The organism is Bacillus sp. ISL-35 (assembly GCF_018613355.1).
Lineage (GTDB): Bacteria > Bacillota > Bacilli > Bacillales > Cytobacillaceae > Mesobacillus.
The window spans coordinates 557286-574294 of record NZ_JAGGQK010000004.1 but is presented as its reverse complement, the minus strand read 5'-3'; the positions used below and the strand labels follow the sequence as shown (position 1 = coordinate 574294).

Annotated in this window: 20 protein-coding genes; 7 read left to right on the top strand and 13 right to left on the bottom strand. The window is 44.9% G+C overall.

The annotated features are described in order from the left end of the window. Positions 1–52: 52 nt before the first annotated feature. A complete protein-coding gene (locus J7E38_RS08815; protein WP_214705191.1) occupies positions 53–1216 on the bottom strand; it encodes an iron-containing alcohol dehydrogenase in 1164 nt (387 codons plus the stop codon). Positions 1217–1416: 200 nt separating this feature from the next. On the opposite strand from J7E38_RS08815, the gene J7E38_RS08810 reads away from it, so the two are divergent. Next, complete coding sequence (locus tag J7E38_RS08810) at positions 1417–1650, top strand: DUF378 domain-containing protein (protein ID WP_214705192.1); 234 nt, start codon at positions 1417–1419, stop codon at positions 1648–1650. A 38-nt stretch (positions 1651–1688) separates the two neighbouring features. On the opposite strand, the gene J7E38_RS08805 is transcribed toward J7E38_RS08810, so the two are convergent. From J7E38_RS08805 to J7E38_RS08790, 4 genes are all read right to left on the bottom strand, one after another. Beyond that, positions 1689–2882, bottom strand: coding sequence for an ornithine--oxo-acid transaminase (locus J7E38_RS08805; protein WP_214705203.1), 1194 nt, complete (start codon positions 2880–2882; stop codon positions 1689–1691). A gap of 589 nt (positions 2883–3471) precedes the next feature. After that, positions 3472–3864, bottom strand: a complete 393-nt coding sequence (gene yugI / locus J7E38_RS08800) for a S1 domain-containing post-transcriptional regulator GSP13 (protein WP_214705193.1) — start codon at positions 3862–3864, stop codon at positions 3472–3474. 122 nt (positions 3865–3986) lie between these two features. Continuing rightward, complete coding sequence (locus J7E38_RS08795) at positions 3987–5672, bottom strand: hypothetical protein (RefSeq protein WP_214705194.1); 1686 nt, start codon at positions 5670–5672, stop codon at positions 3987–3989. Continuing rightward, entirely contained in the window at positions 5665–6222 is a 558-nt protein-coding gene (locus J7E38_RS08790; protein WP_214705195.1) for an RNA polymerase sigma factor, read from the bottom strand. Before J7E38_RS08790 ends, J7E38_RS08795 begins: the two co-directional genes overlap by 8 nt. Before the next feature lie 274 nt (positions 6223–6496). Here J7E38_RS08790 and J7E38_RS08785 point away from each other — a divergent pair, with 274 nt between their 5' ends. The 3 genes from J7E38_RS08785 (at position 6497) to J7E38_RS08775 (ending at position 9294) form a co-directional block, all read left to right on the top strand. After that, positions 6497–7840, top strand: a complete 1344-nt coding sequence (locus J7E38_RS08785) for a sodium-dependent transporter (protein ID WP_214705196.1) — start codon at positions 6497–6499, stop codon at positions 7838–7840. A gap of 93 nt (positions 7841–7933) precedes the next feature. After that, positions 7934–8179, top strand: coding sequence for a helix-turn-helix domain-containing protein (locus J7E38_RS08780; protein WP_214705197.1), 246 nt, complete (start codon positions 7934–7936; stop codon positions 8177–8179). Positions 8180–8439: 260 nt separating this feature from the next. Further along, complete coding sequence (locus tag J7E38_RS08775; RefSeq protein WP_214705198.1) at positions 8440–9294, top strand: alpha/beta fold hydrolase; 855 nt, start codon at positions 8440–8442, stop codon at positions 9292–9294. Positions 9295–9318: 24 nt separating this feature from the next. Here J7E38_RS08775 and J7E38_RS08770 read toward each other — a convergent pair whose 3' ends face one another. Continuing rightward, positions 9319–9579: a DUF1871 family protein gene (locus J7E38_RS08770; protein WP_214705199.1), complete on the bottom strand. Its 261-nt coding sequence runs from the start codon at positions 9577–9579 to the stop codon at positions 9319–9321. 85 nt (positions 9580–9664) lie between these two features. Here J7E38_RS08770 and J7E38_RS08765 point away from each other — a divergent pair, with 85 nt between their 5' ends. Further along, positions 9665–10834 carry a MalY/PatB family protein gene (locus J7E38_RS08765; protein WP_214705200.1) on the top strand — a complete coding sequence of 390 codons (1170 nt, stop codon included), beginning with the start codon at positions 9665–9667 and terminating at the stop codon, positions 10832–10834. Between the two features lie 45 nt (positions 10835–10879). Here J7E38_RS08765 and J7E38_RS08760 read toward each other — a convergent pair whose 3' ends face one another. The 4 genes from J7E38_RS08760 to J7E38_RS08750 form a co-directional block, all read right to left on the bottom strand. Beyond that, the gene (locus tag J7E38_RS08760) at positions 10880–11329 is read right to left on the bottom strand and encodes a hypothetical protein (RefSeq protein ID WP_214705201.1); all 450 of its coding nucleotides are present in this window, start codon (positions 11327–11329) and stop codon (positions 10880–10882) included. Between the two features lie 126 nt (positions 11330–11455). Continuing rightward, positions 11456–11581, bottom strand: a complete 126-nt coding sequence (locus J7E38_RS24065) for a hypothetical protein (RefSeq protein WP_285291714.1) — start codon at positions 11579–11581, stop codon at positions 11456–11458. A gap of 202 nt (positions 11582–11783) precedes the next feature. Then, the gene (locus tag J7E38_RS08755) at positions 11784–11996 is read right to left on the bottom strand and encodes a hypothetical protein (RefSeq protein WP_214706573.1); all 213 of its coding nucleotides are present in this window, start codon (positions 11994–11996) and stop codon (positions 11784–11786) included. A gap of 74 nt (positions 11997–12070) precedes the next feature. Next, positions 12071–12820, bottom strand: coding sequence for a peptidylprolyl isomerase (locus tag J7E38_RS08750; protein WP_214706571.1), 750 nt, complete (start codon positions 12818–12820; stop codon positions 12071–12073). A 104-nt stretch (positions 12821–12924) separates the two neighbouring features. Between J7E38_RS08750 and kapB the strand changes: the two genes are divergently transcribed. Then, positions 12925–13311, top strand: coding sequence for a kinase-associated lipoprotein KapB (gene kapB / locus J7E38_RS08745; RefSeq protein WP_214706569.1), 387 nt, complete (start codon positions 12925–12927; stop codon positions 13309–13311). 40 nt (positions 13312–13351) lie between these two features. On the opposite strand, the gene kapD is transcribed toward kapB, so the two are convergent. Beyond that, the gene (gene kapD, locus J7E38_RS08740; protein ID WP_214706567.1) at positions 13352–13975 is read right to left on the bottom strand and encodes a 3'-5' exonuclease KapD; all 624 of its coding nucleotides are present in this window, start codon (positions 13973–13975) and stop codon (positions 13352–13354) included. A 286-nt stretch (positions 13976–14261) separates the two neighbouring features. Between kapD and J7E38_RS08735 the strand changes: the two genes are divergently transcribed. Continuing rightward, the gene (locus J7E38_RS08735; RefSeq protein WP_214706566.1) at positions 14262–16016 is read left to right on the top strand and encodes a transglycosylase domain-containing protein; all 1755 of its coding nucleotides are present in this window, start codon (positions 14262–14264) and stop codon (positions 16014–16016) included. A gap of 60 nt (positions 16017–16076) precedes the next feature. Here the strand turns inward: J7E38_RS08735 and J7E38_RS08730 are convergent, their stop codons facing one another. Both J7E38_RS08730 and J7E38_RS08725 read right to left on the bottom strand, forming a co-directional pair. Continuing rightward, a complete protein-coding gene (locus J7E38_RS08730; protein ID WP_214706565.1) occupies positions 16077–16634 on the bottom strand; it encodes a DUF5366 family protein in 558 nt (185 codons plus the stop codon). Positions 16635–16789: 155 nt separating this feature from the next. Beyond that, complete coding sequence (locus tag J7E38_RS08725; RefSeq protein WP_214706564.1) at positions 16790–16993, bottom strand: hypothetical protein; 204 nt, start codon at positions 16991–16993, stop codon at positions 16790–16792. Between the last annotated feature and the right edge of the window lie 16 nt (positions 16994–17009).

The following is a 17009-nucleotide window of genomic DNA, read 5'->3' as shown; positions in this document are numbered from 1 at the left end:
TCCTGATACAAAGACAAAGGACCCAGGGTTAATCCCCCGGGTCCTCATTCATTTATAACGACATACGATAGATTTCCACTACGTCGTCTTTATTCATTTTTGCAAAGTTGCCAAATTCACCGTTTGCCATTGCTTTATCGGCCATCAAATCGAGTTTGCTGTCATCAATGTCATAATCAGCAAGTCTTGATGGTGCGCCGATGCTGTTCCAGAATTCACGCAGCTTTTCGATTCCTTCCAACCCGGCTTCTTCGTCCGTCCGGCCTTCTGGATTCACGCCGAAGACTCTGACAGCCATTTTTTTGAAACGTTCTGGTTTTACCTTAAGGTTATGCTTCATCCAGTTCGGGAACAGAATCGCCAGGCCGCCTCCGTGAGGGATATCGTATACCGCAGATACAGCGTGCTCGATATTATGGGTAGCCCAATCACCACGGTAGCCCATATTCAGGATGCCGTTCAAGGCCATCGTTCCAGCATAAAGGATTGTTGCACGGTATTCATAGTTTTCCAGGTCATCAAGCAGCTTTGGAGCTGTTTCCATCACAGTCAACAGCAGAGATTCACACATGCGGTCCTGGAATTCCGTGTTCTCGGTCAGATGGAAGTAGTGCTCGAAAACATGGGACATCATGTCGACAATGCCATAAATCGTCTGGTTCTTCGGTACTGAAAAAGTATTCACAGGATCGAGGATCGAGAATTTCGGGAATGTTACCGGGCTTCCCCAGCCGTACTTTTCATTCGTTTCCCAGTTTGTAATGACAGAACCGGCATTCATTTCTGAGCCTGTAGCTGCCAAAGTGAGCACGGTTCCCAACGGAAGAGCTTCAGAAGCAAAAGCTTTCTTGGTAACCAGGTCCCATGCATCGCCATCATATTTTGCTCCGGCAGCGATAGCCTTCGTGCAGTCGATGACGCTGCCTCCGCCTACTGCCAGAAGGAATTCGATGCCTTCTTCTTTGCAGATCTTTACACCCTTCTGGACAGTAGAAAGCCGGGGATTCGGTTCTACACCAGAAAGCTCGGATACTTCGGCTCCCATTTCTTTAAGAGTGTCCATCACAGAATCATAAAGTCCGTTGCGCTTGATGCTTCCGCCGCCATAAACCAGCAGGACCTTCTTTCCGTATTGCGGAACTTCATTTTTAAGTTCCTCAAGCTGGCCTTTGCCAAATATCAGTTTTGTTGGATTGTAAAAAGTAAAGTTGTCCATTTAAATCACCTTCCTCTAGGATATTATGTTCTTTTTCAAAACGCATTGCAAAAAATACACTCCTTAATGTTCTCTAATGTGCCGCAAAAAGTTACAACTTTTTTTAGAAGGGTAGGAAAGAAATATAGGGCGGATGAATAATTCATATCGTGCTGAAACATTCTATAAAAGAACAAATTTAATTTAAGGAGGAAACATCCATGAGCGGTATTCAACGTGCAGCACTTGTTCTTACCATAATCGGGGCAATCAACTGGGGCTTAGTCGGATTCTTCCAATTTGATCTTGTTGCAGCAATCTTTGGCGGCCAGGATTCAGCGTTGTCAAGAATCATCTATGGTTTAGTCGGACTTGCCGGTTTAATTAACATTGGACTTCTTTTCGCGCCTAGCGAAAGAGAGGAAAGAGCAGCAGAACCGCGCGCTACCCGTTAGAAACCAAAAACCCGCCAAGAGGCGGGTTTTTTATCGTTTTATGATAAAACTTTCTTGATTCGCTCGATGGCCCAGTCCAGTTCTTCCTGGCTGATGACAAGCGGCGGTGCGAAACGGATGACTGTATCATGCGTTTCTTTGCACAGCAGGCCTTCTTCTTTCAATTCTTCACAATATTTGCGTGCCGGTTCTGTCAGCTCGACGCCGATGAACAGGCCGCGGCCGCGGATATCCTTGATGATTGGATTATCGATTTCTCGAAGCTTGCTGACAAAATATTCTCCAAGCTCCAGGGAACGGTCAGCAAGTTTTTCATCAATCAGCACATCAAGAGAGGCGATGGAAACCGCACAAGCCATTGGATTGCCCCCGAAAGTCGATCCGTGTGAGCCAGGGTTGAAAACTCCCAACACAGCATGATCTGCCACCACACAAGAAATCGGGAATACCCCGCCGCCAAGTGCTTTTCCGAGAATATACATATCAGGCTCAATGCCTTCCCATTCGCATGCGAACATTTTTCCGGACCTGGCAAGACCAGCCTGGATTTCATCAGCAATGAAAAGGACATTGTTTTCTTTACACACATCAAATGCCGCTTTCATGAAGCCTTCAGGAGGGATGACGATGCCTGCCTCGCCCTGGATTGGCTCAATCAGGAACGCCGCAGTATTTGGTGTGAAGGCTTCCTTCAGGGCTTCAAGGTCTCCGTAAGGAATCAATTTGATTCCTGGCAGCATCGGCCCGAAACCGCGCTTGTATTCTTCCTCCGAAGATAACGAAACAGCTGTCATCGTGCGGCCGTGGAAGTTGCCGACACATGCGATGATCTCTGCCTGGTTTTCTGCTACTCCTTTTACATCATAAGCCCAGCGGCGTGCAGCCTTCACTGCTGTTTCCACTGCCTCAGCTCCTGTGTTCATCGGCAGGGCCATTTCTTTATTCGTCAGCTTGCAGATCTTTTCATACCATGGGCCAAGCTGGTCATTGTGGAATGCCCTTGAAGTAAGCGTAACACGATCAGCCTGGTCCTTTAGCGCCTGGATGATTTTCGGGTGACGGTGCCCCTGGTTGACAGCAGAATAAGCACTAAGCATGTCCATATATTTATTGCCTTCAGGATCCTCAACCCAAACTCCCTCTGCCTTCGAAATAACAATCGGCAGCGGATGATAGTTATTCGCACCATACTTTTGAGTCTGTTCAATAAGTGAACTCGTTTTTGTCGCCATGAATCTTCCTCCGTTCCAATGAAAAAATTGGTAGACACTCATATTGTAACCTGTAAGCTCTTTCATTTTAACCCCCTAAAAGAGAATAGGGACGGAAAGATTCCTTGATTTCACCAGTAGGTAAATTCAATGATGGATACTTTTCCCCTTTCATTAAGGATTTCTGTCCATCATGGCACCAATCAGCTTTATTGGTGTACTGTTTTTCCAGTTATTGGTGGTTCAGAGCACCAATCGGCTTTATATTGGTGCACCGTTTTCCTAGTTATTGGTGTTTCGGCGCACCAATCGACTTTATTGGTGTACTATTTTCCCAGTTATTGGTGTTTCGGAGCACCAATCGGCTTTATTGGTGCACCGTTTTCCCAGTTATTGGTGTTTCGGAGCACCAATCGGCTTTATTGGTGACTTCTTTTTTCAAACTCACTACTTTCTTCGTTCGTTTCAGCTGCCTTTTTTTGTACGTCATACCCTCGATGTTGGGCACTTCCTTCGTTTCATCAACGATTTCTATCCGTCTCAATCACCATTTGTGCCTGACAGACTAAAATAAAAAAACCGGACGCAATGTCCGGTTCCTCGTTAAACCTTATTTCTTAGCCATATCTGACTGGTTGATCCACTCTTGAAGCTTATCCTTCAACGTGTTGAAGCCTTGTGCTGAGTCGTCCTGGTGCTGTACGACTGCAGCTGGGCGCTTGTTGCGTGGCTTTTTAGCGCGTTGTGGTTGTTCTGGAGCTTCTTCTGTTGCACGGATTGATAAGCCAATTTTTCCAGCAGCTTCATCAATTGACAATACTTTCACTTTCACTTCGTCGCCAACTGACAGGTGCTCGTTAATATCCTTAACATACCCGTGTGTGATTTCTGAAATGTGCACAAGACCTTGTGTATTTTCATCTAATGCTACGAAAGCGCCATATGGCTGAATTCCTGTTACTTTACCTGTTAAAACACTGCCTACTTCGATTTTCTCTGACATGGAAACACTCCTAAATATTGTTTTATTTTATCCCATTAATACGCAATTAAAAATTATATCATATTCTGTAGCATTTATCAAAAGGAATATGTTAATGCAATATGAGTGTTTCCATTATCCTCTTACTGGATTGGCAAATATTGTACTTTCCAGAAGCCATCCTCCTGAACCATCTGGAAGACTGGGCCATCTGTACGATCTGTGTAATGAAGCTGGATGCCGATGACTTTTTTCGGATCATCATCTGGGTGGTATAACGAAGCGTACTGATACCCTTTCAATATTTTGCTAAGATTCATTTCAGGATCGGCTTCCTCCATTTCTTTTATATATTGTTCCTTCGGCGGAAGGGCGCTTTGCCTGCTGTATAATGCGTACTTTGTCTCAAAATCCCCTGCTTGATCTGCATGAAAATACAATTGCATGATTTCAAACGGGCCGTAATGTTTCAGGATATTGAAATTCTTCTTGGCTGCAAATTCCTTATAGCTCGAAAGCAGTGAATCCGGCAGCGGAAGTAGTTCTTTGTCAAAGACGTCCTCCCGTTTTAAATCAGCAGGAAGCACCAAATACAATGGATAATCAAGTTCCTCGCCATCTGCCGGCTTTTGGAATTGGCTGCTTTGCATTTTTTTGTACATTCTATTCACCGCAGCTGCTGTATCGGTATCTGGATAGGTTTTCAGCATATATAAATATGCCTGTTTCACTTCGTCTTTTACCTCGTTATTCTTTTGATAAATATGTGGACTTACAACGAAAAGGGCATATAGCGACTTTGCGTCATTCCTCATTCTTTCCTCAATGACCTCATCTTTCACTGTTGACATTGTTTTTTCGACCTTTACCAATAGATCTGCCAGGCTCTCAAAGGAAATGACCTCTCCGTTACGGTCTTGAACCCTGTTGGTCCTAAGTTCCAAATACTTGATAAAATCTTCATTCGCCGCTCCGCGAAGGCGGTCTGCAATGCTGCTAAAATCCACATACGGTACGATCCTGCCACTATCCTCCGTAAAAGCATACCCATTATCAACAGCCTTTGCTGACATCTCTTTTAAAGCTTTAGAAGAAAGTCCTGCTCCGCCGGCATTCATCTTCTGGACAACCTTATCGACATTTTCATTCTCAATCGCTTTATTTATGTCATCTTCGTAATATGTCATTGAAAGATAATAGGCCCCCAAGAATGACTCCAGTTGATTAAGGAGAATTTCCTCAGGACCACCCATGGAAACTTCTTCGCTTTTTTCTTGCAAAAGCTCATCGATCACCTCTGACGGCATGGTGAAAGCATTGTCAATCTCGGTGGTAAGCCTTTTTCTGGTATCCTCTAAATCAGTTTGTTTATATGCTTGAAGATTCGAAAGGAAAGCGGCTTCGGCTTCATTCAGTTCCATTGGGATATTTCGATATAGATAATTTTCAAATCCAGATAAAAAGCCAAGCTTCTCTTTTGTCTGGAGTTCCTTCTCCTGATAAAACTCTTCCAAGTCATCAAATACTGCTTTTACATCGGATTTTTTCAATTCACCGGAACTATTTTCACCGGAGGCTGCCTGGTGCTGTTCTGTTTTCTCTTCAGGAGGGGCCTGATCTCCGATATATTGCATCATCAGGACTCCGGCGATCATGCCGACGCCGATAAAGCTGGCTGCATATGGCAAGTGAAACCATTTTTGCTTTGAATTCTTTTTCTGATCCTTTTTGATGGCCGCCAAGATTGCTGAACGGTTCTCCTCTTCAGGCATCTCGTCGTATGCTTTTTTCAGGCTGTCCAGCCGTTTTTCCAATAATTGATCATCCATGGTTTTCACCTTCCTTCTTCTCAGCCAGTGTGAGCAGCTTCTTTAAATGTTCCTTGCCTCTCATCATCCTGGTTTTTACATTTGCGAGCGACGCGCCGGTAATATCGGCGATTTCGTCATAGCTTTTATCATGAAAATAAAAGAGGATGATCGGAATGCGATACTTCTCATCGAGTTTCTGGATGCACTCATGGAGCACCCTGTCCTCTTCAAAGCGGAGGATGCTTTCCTCTGCTGTCTTCCCGTTAAATGTCCTCTCCTTGCCGATTTTCAGGACCTTCTTGATATGCCTCTGCTTATTCCGGGCAAAATCCCTCGTTACATTCAAAGTGATTTTATAAAGCCAGGTCGTGAATTTTGCGTGCGAAAACTGGTCAAGAAAACGATAGACCCTGACGAACACTTCCTGTGTGATATCATCTATGTCGTCATATTTGTTTCCGAGCTGGAAGGCAAAGCGGCGGACGGTCGGAGTGTGGATATCAATCAGCTCCGCGAACGCCTGCATATTTCCATTCCTGGCCCGGAATACTAATTCATCATCATTCATTTGGATCCCCCAAACTTATACGTATCTTTAATCAGGTGCTTCACATGGTTATTCTAGGACGGATGCGGCCGATTGCGTCCCGTAGTTTCAATGTGAAAGCTTTACCTATAAAACGGCGGATTTCAGTTTTTGTTTCAAAAAAATAACAAAAAGCTTAATAAATGTTTAAAATCTGAAAATGCTATGCTTTTTCCTGAAAAAATAGTAACATGAAAAGGTATTTTTTTATTTTGTCAGAAAATATAAATATTCAGATTATTAAAGGAGTTTTCTTATGAACAAGCACGAACAATGGACTTCTAAGCTTGGGTTCATCCTTGCAGCCGCGGGGTCGGCCATTGGACTCGGGGCGATTTGGAAATTTCCTTATATGGCAGGAACGAATGGAGGCGGAGTTTTCCTCGTATTCTTCCTTCTGATGACTATATTCATAGGAGCGCCGATTTTGCTGGCTGAATTCATCATTGGCCGGAATACCCAAAAGGATGCGGTCATGTCCTACAAGCATCTCGCCCCGAAAAGCCTGTGGCCATTGCTGGGATATGGCGGTGTCATTGCTTCCTTCCTGATTCTTTCTTTCTATAGTGTCGTTGGTGGCTGGATTCTGTCCTATCTGGCCCGCAGTTTTACCGGATCTCTTTCGGGGCTGACCCAGGCTGAGTACGGAGCCGCTTTCGAACAGACGATCTCAAATCCTGTTGAAGCGGTCGCTGTTCAGCTTTTATTCTTGGTGATGACCATCTGGGTCGTGCAGGGCGGTGTCCAGCAGGGCATTGAAAAAGCGAGCAAGTACATGATGCCATCGCTGTTCATCCTGTTCATCATCCTTGCGATCCGATCATTGACACTTGATGGAGCCATGGACGGGGTTGAATTTTTCCTGAAGCCTGATTGGTCAGCTGTAACAGGGCAGACCATCTTAATGGCCCTGGGACAGTCATTTTTCGCACTGAGTGTCGGGCTATCCGTCATGGTGACATACGCTTCCTACCTTCCAAAAGGCGAAAGTCTGGCAAAATCAGCGTTTTCAGTCGTCGGCTTGAATATCCTGATTTCTTTGCTTGCCGGCCTGGTGATTTTCCCGGCAGTCTTCGCGCTCGGTTTTGAACCTGAAGCAGGCCCTGGCCTTGCTTTTGTCGTGCTGCCAGCCGTTTTTGATCAATTGGCTTTTGGCGGATTGTTCTTGACGGTTTTCCTGATCCTGCTGTTATTCGCAACCCTTACATCCGCATTTTCAATCCTTGAGATCATTGTCGCCGTCCTGTCGAAGGGTGACAATGGAAAGCGGAAGAAATATGCCTGGATTGGCGGACTGCTTGTATTTGCTGCTGGAATACCAAATGCCCTATCCTTTGGGGTCCTATCGGAAGTGAAGTTTTTCGGTAAAACATTTTTTGACCTTGCCGACTTCCTGACAAGTAATATCGCCCTTCCTTTGGGTGCCTTTTTCATCGCCATTTTCGTGGGATATGTGCTGCCGAGGAAATTGGTCAGGAATGAACTCGAGGAAGGCACCGGAAACAATCCGGTACTTTTCAAGGTCTGGTACTTCTTGATTCGCTACATCGTGCCTATCGGCATCGGCTTTGTTTTCTTACAGTCGATTGGTATAATTTAAAGTTAAGAAAACGTTCACATTATTGTCGATATTTTCAAAAATTTAATGATAAACTTATAGTAAGAGATATTTTATTTTTGGAGGTGAAGAGCGATGACTGCAATTGGACAGAATATCAAAATGTGCCGTGAACGAGCCGGAATTTCCCAGGAGGAGCTCGCTTTAAAAATCAGGGTAGGTACCCGAACGATCCAAAGATACGAAAGCGGCGAGCAAACACCTAAATTGCAGACGGTTTTGAAGATCTCAACAGCCCTCGATGTCCCGGCATCCGAGCTGATGGGAGATGTTTATTACGCTGCACCGCCAGAACTTGACCAAAAATCAACCAGTGTATAATGGATAGATGAGCAGGCAGGAACGGATGCCTGCTCTTTTTTTAAGCAAAAAATTTCCGTAAACAGTGGTATATGATTCTGCCAAACTGGTTATCCTATTCACATAAGGCTTTCTAGTATTCCCCCCTTTTTAATGGATACCAGTTTTGGTGTCCATCTTTTTTTGTTTTCCGGGCAATTTTTTGTGTGAACTTTGGATTCACGGGGAAAATAAATGGCATACCTTACCTCATTCGCTAATCATGTCAGGAGTGAAAGCCGATGGAATTCGCCAGGAATAAAACTGTAAGAGGGATCGATTTGTATTATGAGCACTACCAAAACCCTGACGCAAAGGAAACCCTTGTCCTGCTGCATGGTTTTCTTTCTTCTACTTTCAGCTTCAGGCATTTGATCCCGCTGCTGAAAGAGGATTATAACGTCATATCCGTCGATCTTCCCCCTTTTGGAAAAAGCGGCAAGCTATCCAGTTTTAAATATTCGTATCAGAACCTTGCCACGACAGTCGTTGAGTTAATGAAATCGCTTGGCATCCGTGAGTTCAATGTTGTTGGCCACTCGATGGGCGGACAAATCGCCATGAATATCCTGCTGCATCATCCAGATCATGCGAAAAAAGGCATTCTTCTTTGCAGTTCAGGTTATTTAAAAAAGGCGAGCCTGCCACTGGTTCTGTCTAGCTACATCCCTTATTTCCACCTATATGTTAAGTTTCATCTGGCCCGCTCAGGAGTAAAGCAAAACCTTCAGAACGTCGTCTATGACCATTCGATGATCAATGATGAAATGCTGTATGGATATCTATCGCCTTTTCTGGAAGATGATATTTTCAAAGCGTTGACGATGATGATCAGGCACCGTGAAGGAGATCTTTCAGCTGAGGAACTGAGGAAAATCGAAGCGCCATGCCTGCTCATCTGGGGTGAGCATGATAAAGTGGTGCCGGTTCGGATCGGCAGGAAGCTGAACAAGGACCTGAAGCACTCCGAGCTCGTCATCTTAAAGGAGACCGGCCACCTTGTCCCCGAGGAGCGGCCTGAGGATGTGCATCAACTTATCAATACATTCATCGAAGCAGAGGAAACAGTTGAAGCAACAGCAAACGGCAGCCGCTGATGGCTGCCGTTCTGTTCGTGGCCCTTATAAAGAGCATGCATCTTCATTCTTGATGGCAAGCAACGTGTTTGCGATTGCCAGGCATTGATCATATGGCAGGACCTGTTCGAACGAGAACTCGAAAACAGACTGAATCCTCCCGGCGATTTTATTCGCTTCGTTATAATCATGGACTGCCTGGAGAATGTCAGCGATTTCCGGATCGAACTGGCCTTCGCCGACATTGAATGGATCCCAGTTATTCAAAACATCAATTAATTTATAGCTAAGTTCTTTCGATTCCAATCCAATCACCTGATTATTTTTTAAAAATATTTTATCATAAGTTTAGTATCATATAAATTTTTCAGGAAAAAGGCGGTGCGTACATATGGAAAACAAAGTTTTTGACAAGGTAGTCGACCGGAACAATACGCATTCTGTAAAATGGGATGCTGTCGGAAAAGTGTTTGGCAAAGACGATGTCCTGCCAATGTGGGTCGCGGATATGGATTTCCATCCTCCTGAGGCGGTCACTGAGGCTTTGAAGAACAGGATTGACCATGGAATATTCGGATATACTTTTGTCCCGATGTCTGTGACTGATGCGATCCAGGACTGGATGAAAAAGCGCCATGACTGTGAATTCAAGCAATCATCTATCCTATTCAGCGAAGGCGTCGTCCCTGCAATCAGCACGGCGATCCGCGCTTATACGGAAAAAGGCGATAAGGTGCTCGTTCACTCCCCTGTGTACACGCCATTTTTCAACATGGTCAAAAATAACGACCGCACTCTCGTTACTTCAAATTTAGTGGTTGAAAACGGACGCTTTGAAATGGATTTTGCCGACTTTGAAGCCAAGCTGCAGGATGGTGTAAAGATGTTCATTCTTTGCAATCCCCATAATCCAGGGGGAAGAGTATGGACGAAGGATGAACTGGAGAAAATCGGCGACCTGTGCGTGAAGCATGATGTTCTGATTGTTTCCGATGAAATCCATTCAGACCTGGTGTTCAAGCCAAATGTCCATATTCCCATCGCTTCGATCAAGGAAGAATTCAGAGAGATTACGACCACATTCATTGCGCCAAGCAAAACCTTCAACCTTGCCGGGCTTCAGGCATCCGCAGCACTGATCCCGAACAAGGAGCTGAAGGAAAAGTTCAAGAAAATCCAGGAACAGCAGGGCTTTTTCACATTGAACACCTTCGCGATTGCCGGAATGGAAGCTGCCTACCGGTACGGGGAAGAATGGCTTGAGCAGCTGCTAGTCTACCTCGATGAGAATATGAAAATCACCACTGATTTTATTGCAGAACACCTGCCAGCACTCAAACCAATGAAAGCCGATGCCACCTACCTTCTCTGGATCGACTGCCGCGAGCTTGGCTTGAGCGATGATGAAATCAAAGATCAGCTTTTGGAAAAAGGAAAACTGGGGCTGGAACCAGGTACGAAATATGGCGAAGGCGGTGAAGGCTTCGTCCGGATGAACCTCGCCTGCCCGCGGGAAACCTTATATGAAGGGCTTGAAAGATTGAAAAAGGCATTCAGTTAGGCACGATAAAGCAATGGAGCCACCCGTATCGGGATGGCTCCATTTTTATGCGCTCACTTCAAGCGCTTCATAATATGGTTCAAGGGAATAGTGGATGATGGTGTCCATAAAAGGATGAAGCTTTTGCGGAATCAGCGTTCGGGCGAAATCCCAGGCATTCATCTCAATCTGAAGGGCGATTCCCTTCTTCGTCATTTCATTGGCCATTCCATCCATCCGCTGAATCAATTCTGCAAGCTCGCGGTCCTCGGCATGCCCAATCTCATGCGCAAAAACGACAGCAAGATAATGTTCAAACTGGTCCAAAGAGGAAAAAAGCTGCATGCACTGCGCCTTGATCTCTTCAATATATAAAGTAATCGTATGATTTCCAAAATTATATTTCCCGCCCGCAAACCGGTCTCCCGGGAAAAAATCCTCAAGTTCAACTTGAACACTGCTGCCAGATTGGACAAGAATTCGTTCGACAATCTTCTCTATCTGTAAGTTCTTCAATTTATACCCCTACTCTTGATTTTTAGAATATAAATTGTATTATAACGTTTTAGTGAAATAATGAAAAGATAAGTTTTACCCTGAATTTGTTGTTGTTAAACCTGATTTACAACTAATTTTGTTACATTATGGCTCTGTCAAATCAGACTGTTGATTTTCGTTCCAGGCGCTTCGCTTTCCGCGGGGCTGGCGCTGAGCCTGGTCGCTTTGCTCCTGCGGGGTCTCACCTGACCAGCTGCGCCCGCAGGACATTGATAAGCTTCCTCGAACCTGCCCACGCACGATGGAAATGCGTTAGCATTTTCGGAGGAGTCTACGCGCCTTCCACTACAATCAACAGGATGTAAAAAATCAAAATTAGCTTAACAGAGCCCTATATTAATTATGATAATCAATAAAACTTCGATGACCTCACTAAACTTTTACACCCACAAAAAAAAGAACAGCCACTGAATCAGCTGTTCTCGTTCGTATCATTCATTCGCTTCAGTATTGCCTGCTCGTGTTCCTTTGCTTTCTGGGCTTCTTTCTTCGATACTTTGATGATGAATCGCATCGTCAGGATGGCCCCGATCAGGAAAACGAGTGAAGTGATTGCGGCAGGGATATATTCTGTTTTATCTTCCGGAAAATATAAAAACAATGAGATGACAAACCACTTACTCATCCTCATCTTCCTTTCATCAGCTCTCCAAACATTATAGCAAGGTTTGGAGTTTCGTCCAACCGCAAACAACTCTCTTATTTTAGTACATTGATTTTTTCGATGACGACATCTTTTTCTGGCTTGTCCCCGGCACCTGTTGGGACAGAGGCGATCTTGTCAACGACATCCATGCCTTCGACTACCTGGCCGAAGACGGTGTGCCTGTGATCAAGGTGAGGCGCGCCGCCACTTTCATACATCTTCAGGACTTCTTCATTTTCATACATCTTCAAGACTTCTTCAGGGTAACCTGCCTCCTTCATCGTCTCTGGGAAACTAGCATCCAGTTCCTTATTCTGAACGATAAAAAATTGGCTGCCATTTGTGTTTGGACCGGAATTGGCCATCGATAATGCGCCGCGAATGTTAAATAGCTGTTTTGAGAATTCATCCTCAAAAGGACCATCGTAAATGCTCTCGCCGCCCATTCCTGTTCCCTGTGGATCACCGCCCTGAATCATGAACCCATCAATGACACGGTGGAAGATGATGCCTTCATAGTAGCCATCTTCACTATGCTTAATAAAGTTTTCAACTGCTTTTGGCGCCTGTTCAGGGAAAAGCTTGATCTTGATTTTTCCCATCGAGGTGACCATTTCAACAAGCCGCTCATTATCCTGCACTTCTGTAGTTGCTTGAGGGTAATCAAGATTCTCCTCGGCTGCCTGTCCGCCATTCGTCGTTTCTTCCTTCTGCTTGTCTGCTTCCTGCTTTTCACCCGCTGTGCCGCAGCCAGCAAGAACCATCATCATTGCAAATAATACTGCCAATATTTTTTTAGTCATTATATGTATCCCTCCTATAGACACTTTAAACGATTGCAAAATGTTTTGCATCTTTGATTTTTGCTATAATGAAAGAAATCCAAGATTCCGAAAGGGGCATCTTTATGGCTGAATTGAATATTGGCGATCAAGTTACCGCCATTTATAAAACCGGTAAGTACATAGGTGAAATCACGGAACGGCGCCCGCAGCATTATCTTGTCCGAGTTTTGGCTGTCGCAAAACACCCGATGCAGGGTGACCTCCACAATCCTAAGGATGCAGAAGTAGGTTTTTTCCACGAAAGGAAGGCACTTTCCTTCCGCGAACAAGCAAACATCCCGGAAAAAATGGTCAAGCCATTCGAGGGTGAAATCCCGGATTATCTTGAGTCTCTTAAAGAAGCAACAGGCAAGCTTCGTTCTGAACTCGAGGGCGATGATTCCGCGTGGGCCCAGCAAAGCCTGAGAAACCTGGACTCCCTTGAAAAGGATTATTTTAAAAACCAGTGATAACGCCAAAAGCCAGATTGTTTTTTCCAATCTGGCTTTTTTATGCGAATTTATTGAGCAGCTTGGAAAAATCGACCATATCCCCGATTGTTGCGGGTTCAGGCTTCTGAAGATATTGTTTGTCTTTCTCCACGAGCTTGTAAATATGGTAGGTCGTCAGCGCGTCATCAAGGGCGCGGTGATGTTTCCCGGTCCCTTCCCTTCCATATTCCTGCACCGCTTTCCAAAGACCCGTCTGGTTCTGGTCGCCAAAGAAACGCTTATACTCCATCGAAAGGTCGATTTGCTTTCCCGGCAGCGGAAAAGCGACTGAAGCCTGCTGGCAATTTTGCTGCAGCACCTTCATGTCCATATTCCCCCAGGTCACGATCTGGCAATTTTTGTTCCCGCCAAGCAACTTAAGCTTTTCCGCCAAATCCTTGAAGGTAATTCCAGAGTTGACTTGTTCCTGGGAAATATTCAGGAATGAACGGCAGCGTTCTGTCAAAATCGGAAACCGCATTGGTTTTACATAAGATGAAAATTGTTCTACCACCTTATTGTTTTCGACCAGGACAGCCCCTGCTTCGATGATTTCCTGGTAAAATCCCCGTCTTTTGCTGTTCCGGTCAGGCATCGTGAACTCAAAATCAATAAATAATGTTGTCCTTTCTTTTTCGCTCATGCTTCCCCAACTTTCTGAAAAGCCAGTAGTTGTATGTAACCAGTATATGCTTTTCTCTGCATTATTTTTTCTATTATAGCACGTTTCTTAGTAAATTTTTTAATTTTCTGCATTTTAAGCTTGTCATTTTTTTGACTGTCTAAAAGAAGTAAATAATTTCATGCCCCGTTCCGATATTATGAGGAGTGACAGGAAAACATTTTGCAGGAAGAAAGGAATCACCGTGCGCATTTTCACAGGCTATCTTATGATATTTCTATTGGTTCCCGTTTTCATGGCGGCTGTCATGTTAACTTATACAGAAGCAGGCAAGGCTGTCAGCTTCAGCAAAACATTGGATAAAAAGATTGACTTGGAGGAGACAAAGCTTTCCGAAACGAGTTTTATCCTGGCAGGAAATGGCGATGTCATCACCGAGATTTACCGGCCGATGAACAGAAGCTATGCAAAGGGAAATGAGATTCCAGACTTTATAAAAGAGGTATTCATTGTCTCTGAAGACCGGAATTTTGAAAAGCATCCCGGTTTTGACCTGCCGGCGATTGGCCGTGCACTCGCCATCAATATGCAGGCAGATGGAATCCAGCAGGGAGCAAGCACGATTACCCAGCAGTTGGCCAGGAATCAGTATTTGAACCATCATGAATCATACAACCGGAAACTGAGCGAGGTATTATATGCGTACCAGCTGGAGAGGACTTTTTCAAAAAAAGAGATTCTCGAACAATATTTGAATGCGATTTATTTTCATAATAATGCATATGGCATCAAGGCTGCCGCTGATTTCTATTTTAAGGAAAAGCCATCGGAGCTGTCCGAGGCAGAACAGGCATTTCTTGCCGCCATCCCGAATAACCCGACCTACTACAATCCTCTTGAGCATTTCAAGCGGACAAAAGAGCGGCAGGAACGGCTGATCGACCAGCTTGCACAATTCGAAAAAATCACGTCTGAAAAAGCAGCGGAGCTGAAAAAGCAGCCTATTGTGCTGAAGGTCGATTCCCGTAAAAATCTCTATCCGGATTATTCTTCCTACGCGCTTTTCGAATTGCGGGAACTGATTGCCCGACAGGAGAACATACAGGATCCAGAGGAGGTAAGCCTGAAGATCGAGGATTTGCTTCGCTCAGGCGTGAGTATCCACACAGGCCTTGATATTGACAGGCAGAAACAAACAGTCCAGGCACTCTCGGCTAACCTGCCTGATGCTTCGGTCCAGGCGGCAGCAGCTGTTATCAACCATAAGAACGGGAGAATCGTTGCCCTGGCCGGAGGAAAAAAATACCAAAGCGGCGATTTCAATCGATCATTCCAGGCATTCCGCCAGCCTGGTTCGGCAATCAAACCGCTCCTCGTGTATGCGCCATACTTTGAAAGATTTGCTGTGAACAGCGATTCTAAGATTAATGGCGGCTCTCTATGCATCAAAGGATATTGCCCAAAAAATTATGGAGGTTCAACCTATGGGATGGTTACGCTTGAAAAGGCGTTCACCCATTCGTACAACACCCCTGCCATAAGGATTTTGCAGCAAGTAGGCATTGACGAAGCGTTCAATGATCTGGAGCCATTCAAATTCAAAAACGTAACAAACCAGGATCATGTACCCGCAGCGGCAGTAGGCGGCTTCACGACCGGAGTCAGTCCGCTTGAGTTGACATCCGCTTATACGGTATTCAGCAACAAAGGGCTTTATCTCACTCCCCGGGCAATCGTGAAAGTAACCAATCAGGCAGGTGAGGTCCTATATAAATGGGATGAGGAACCTGTCCAGGTGTGGAATCCAAGCACCATCCAAAAAGTACGAGCGCTCATGAAAAAGACCGTTTCCTCGGGAACAGCGAGAAAAGCGGCCAGTATTGGTCCTGAAGCCGGCGGCAAGACCGGAACCACAAATGACTTCAAAGATTTCTGGTTCATCGGCTTCAACGGTCCCTATACCGCAGGAGTGTGGGTCGGCAAAGACCAGCCGCAAAGCATGGAAGCCATCAACAATCAGTCTCCCCACCTGCTGATCTGGCGGGATATCATGAAGAAATAAACCGGGCCGCGGCCCGGTTTTTTCATATTAAAAATACCGACCAAATGAATGGGTCGGCACTTAAATCGGCAAGCTTGCAAGCAGGCTGTTATACACTTTTACCGCCAGGTACACTATACCAAGCACGAGGGTGCTCCAGAGGATGGTCTGAAAGAAGACGGTTCCGATCAATCCTGACATTGTGAGCTTGGGACTGATTTTATAGACAAAATAAATGAAATAAACCATGGTGGCCAATAAGAATATGGCCCCAATCCCGATGAAACTGAAGAAGCTTACCAGCGATGCAATCCCGCCTGCAAAATAAATGACGGCTCCTTTACGGATCAGTTTCAGACTTTCGCCCTCGTGATCTACGGAAAACAATAGCAGGCTAACCTCATTAATCGTATCGGCTATCAGCTTCAGGGCAGCGAATACCATAAAAAAAACGACCATCAGCAAGGCAAGCAATGACAGCTTGATGCCGGTATCCGAAAAGAATTCCATCATTCCATCATAAATCCCTGCATTTTTCAGGACTGCAAGCAGTTCTATTTCCGTACGGACAGAAAGAGCCAAACTGAACATCAGGATGGACATCAAAGGAAAGTAACTTGTAAAATAGGCGTTTTTCATGTTGTTTTTTCACTCAATTCCTGCGTATTTCCCTCATTCCTCATTATGAAAGAAATGGAGAACGCTGGCAATAAAAACAAAAGAAAAAAGCCCCATAAAGGAACTTTTATTTTTTTGAAACCTTTTCGCTTTTCATCCGTATGAACAGGTTGGAGTTATTGCGGCACAATCCGGACGTATTCTCTTGAACCGAATGGAATATATTCAGCTGTTTCAACCTCGTCCATATCTGATTGCTGGACATTCAGCACTCCAGGTCCTTTATTTGACAACTCCTTGTTATCCCTTTGATCGAGAAACATGAACCCCGTAAACAAACTCAGGAATATCCCAACACATACAATCAGCTTTCGGGCCATGGCTTATCCCCCCTAT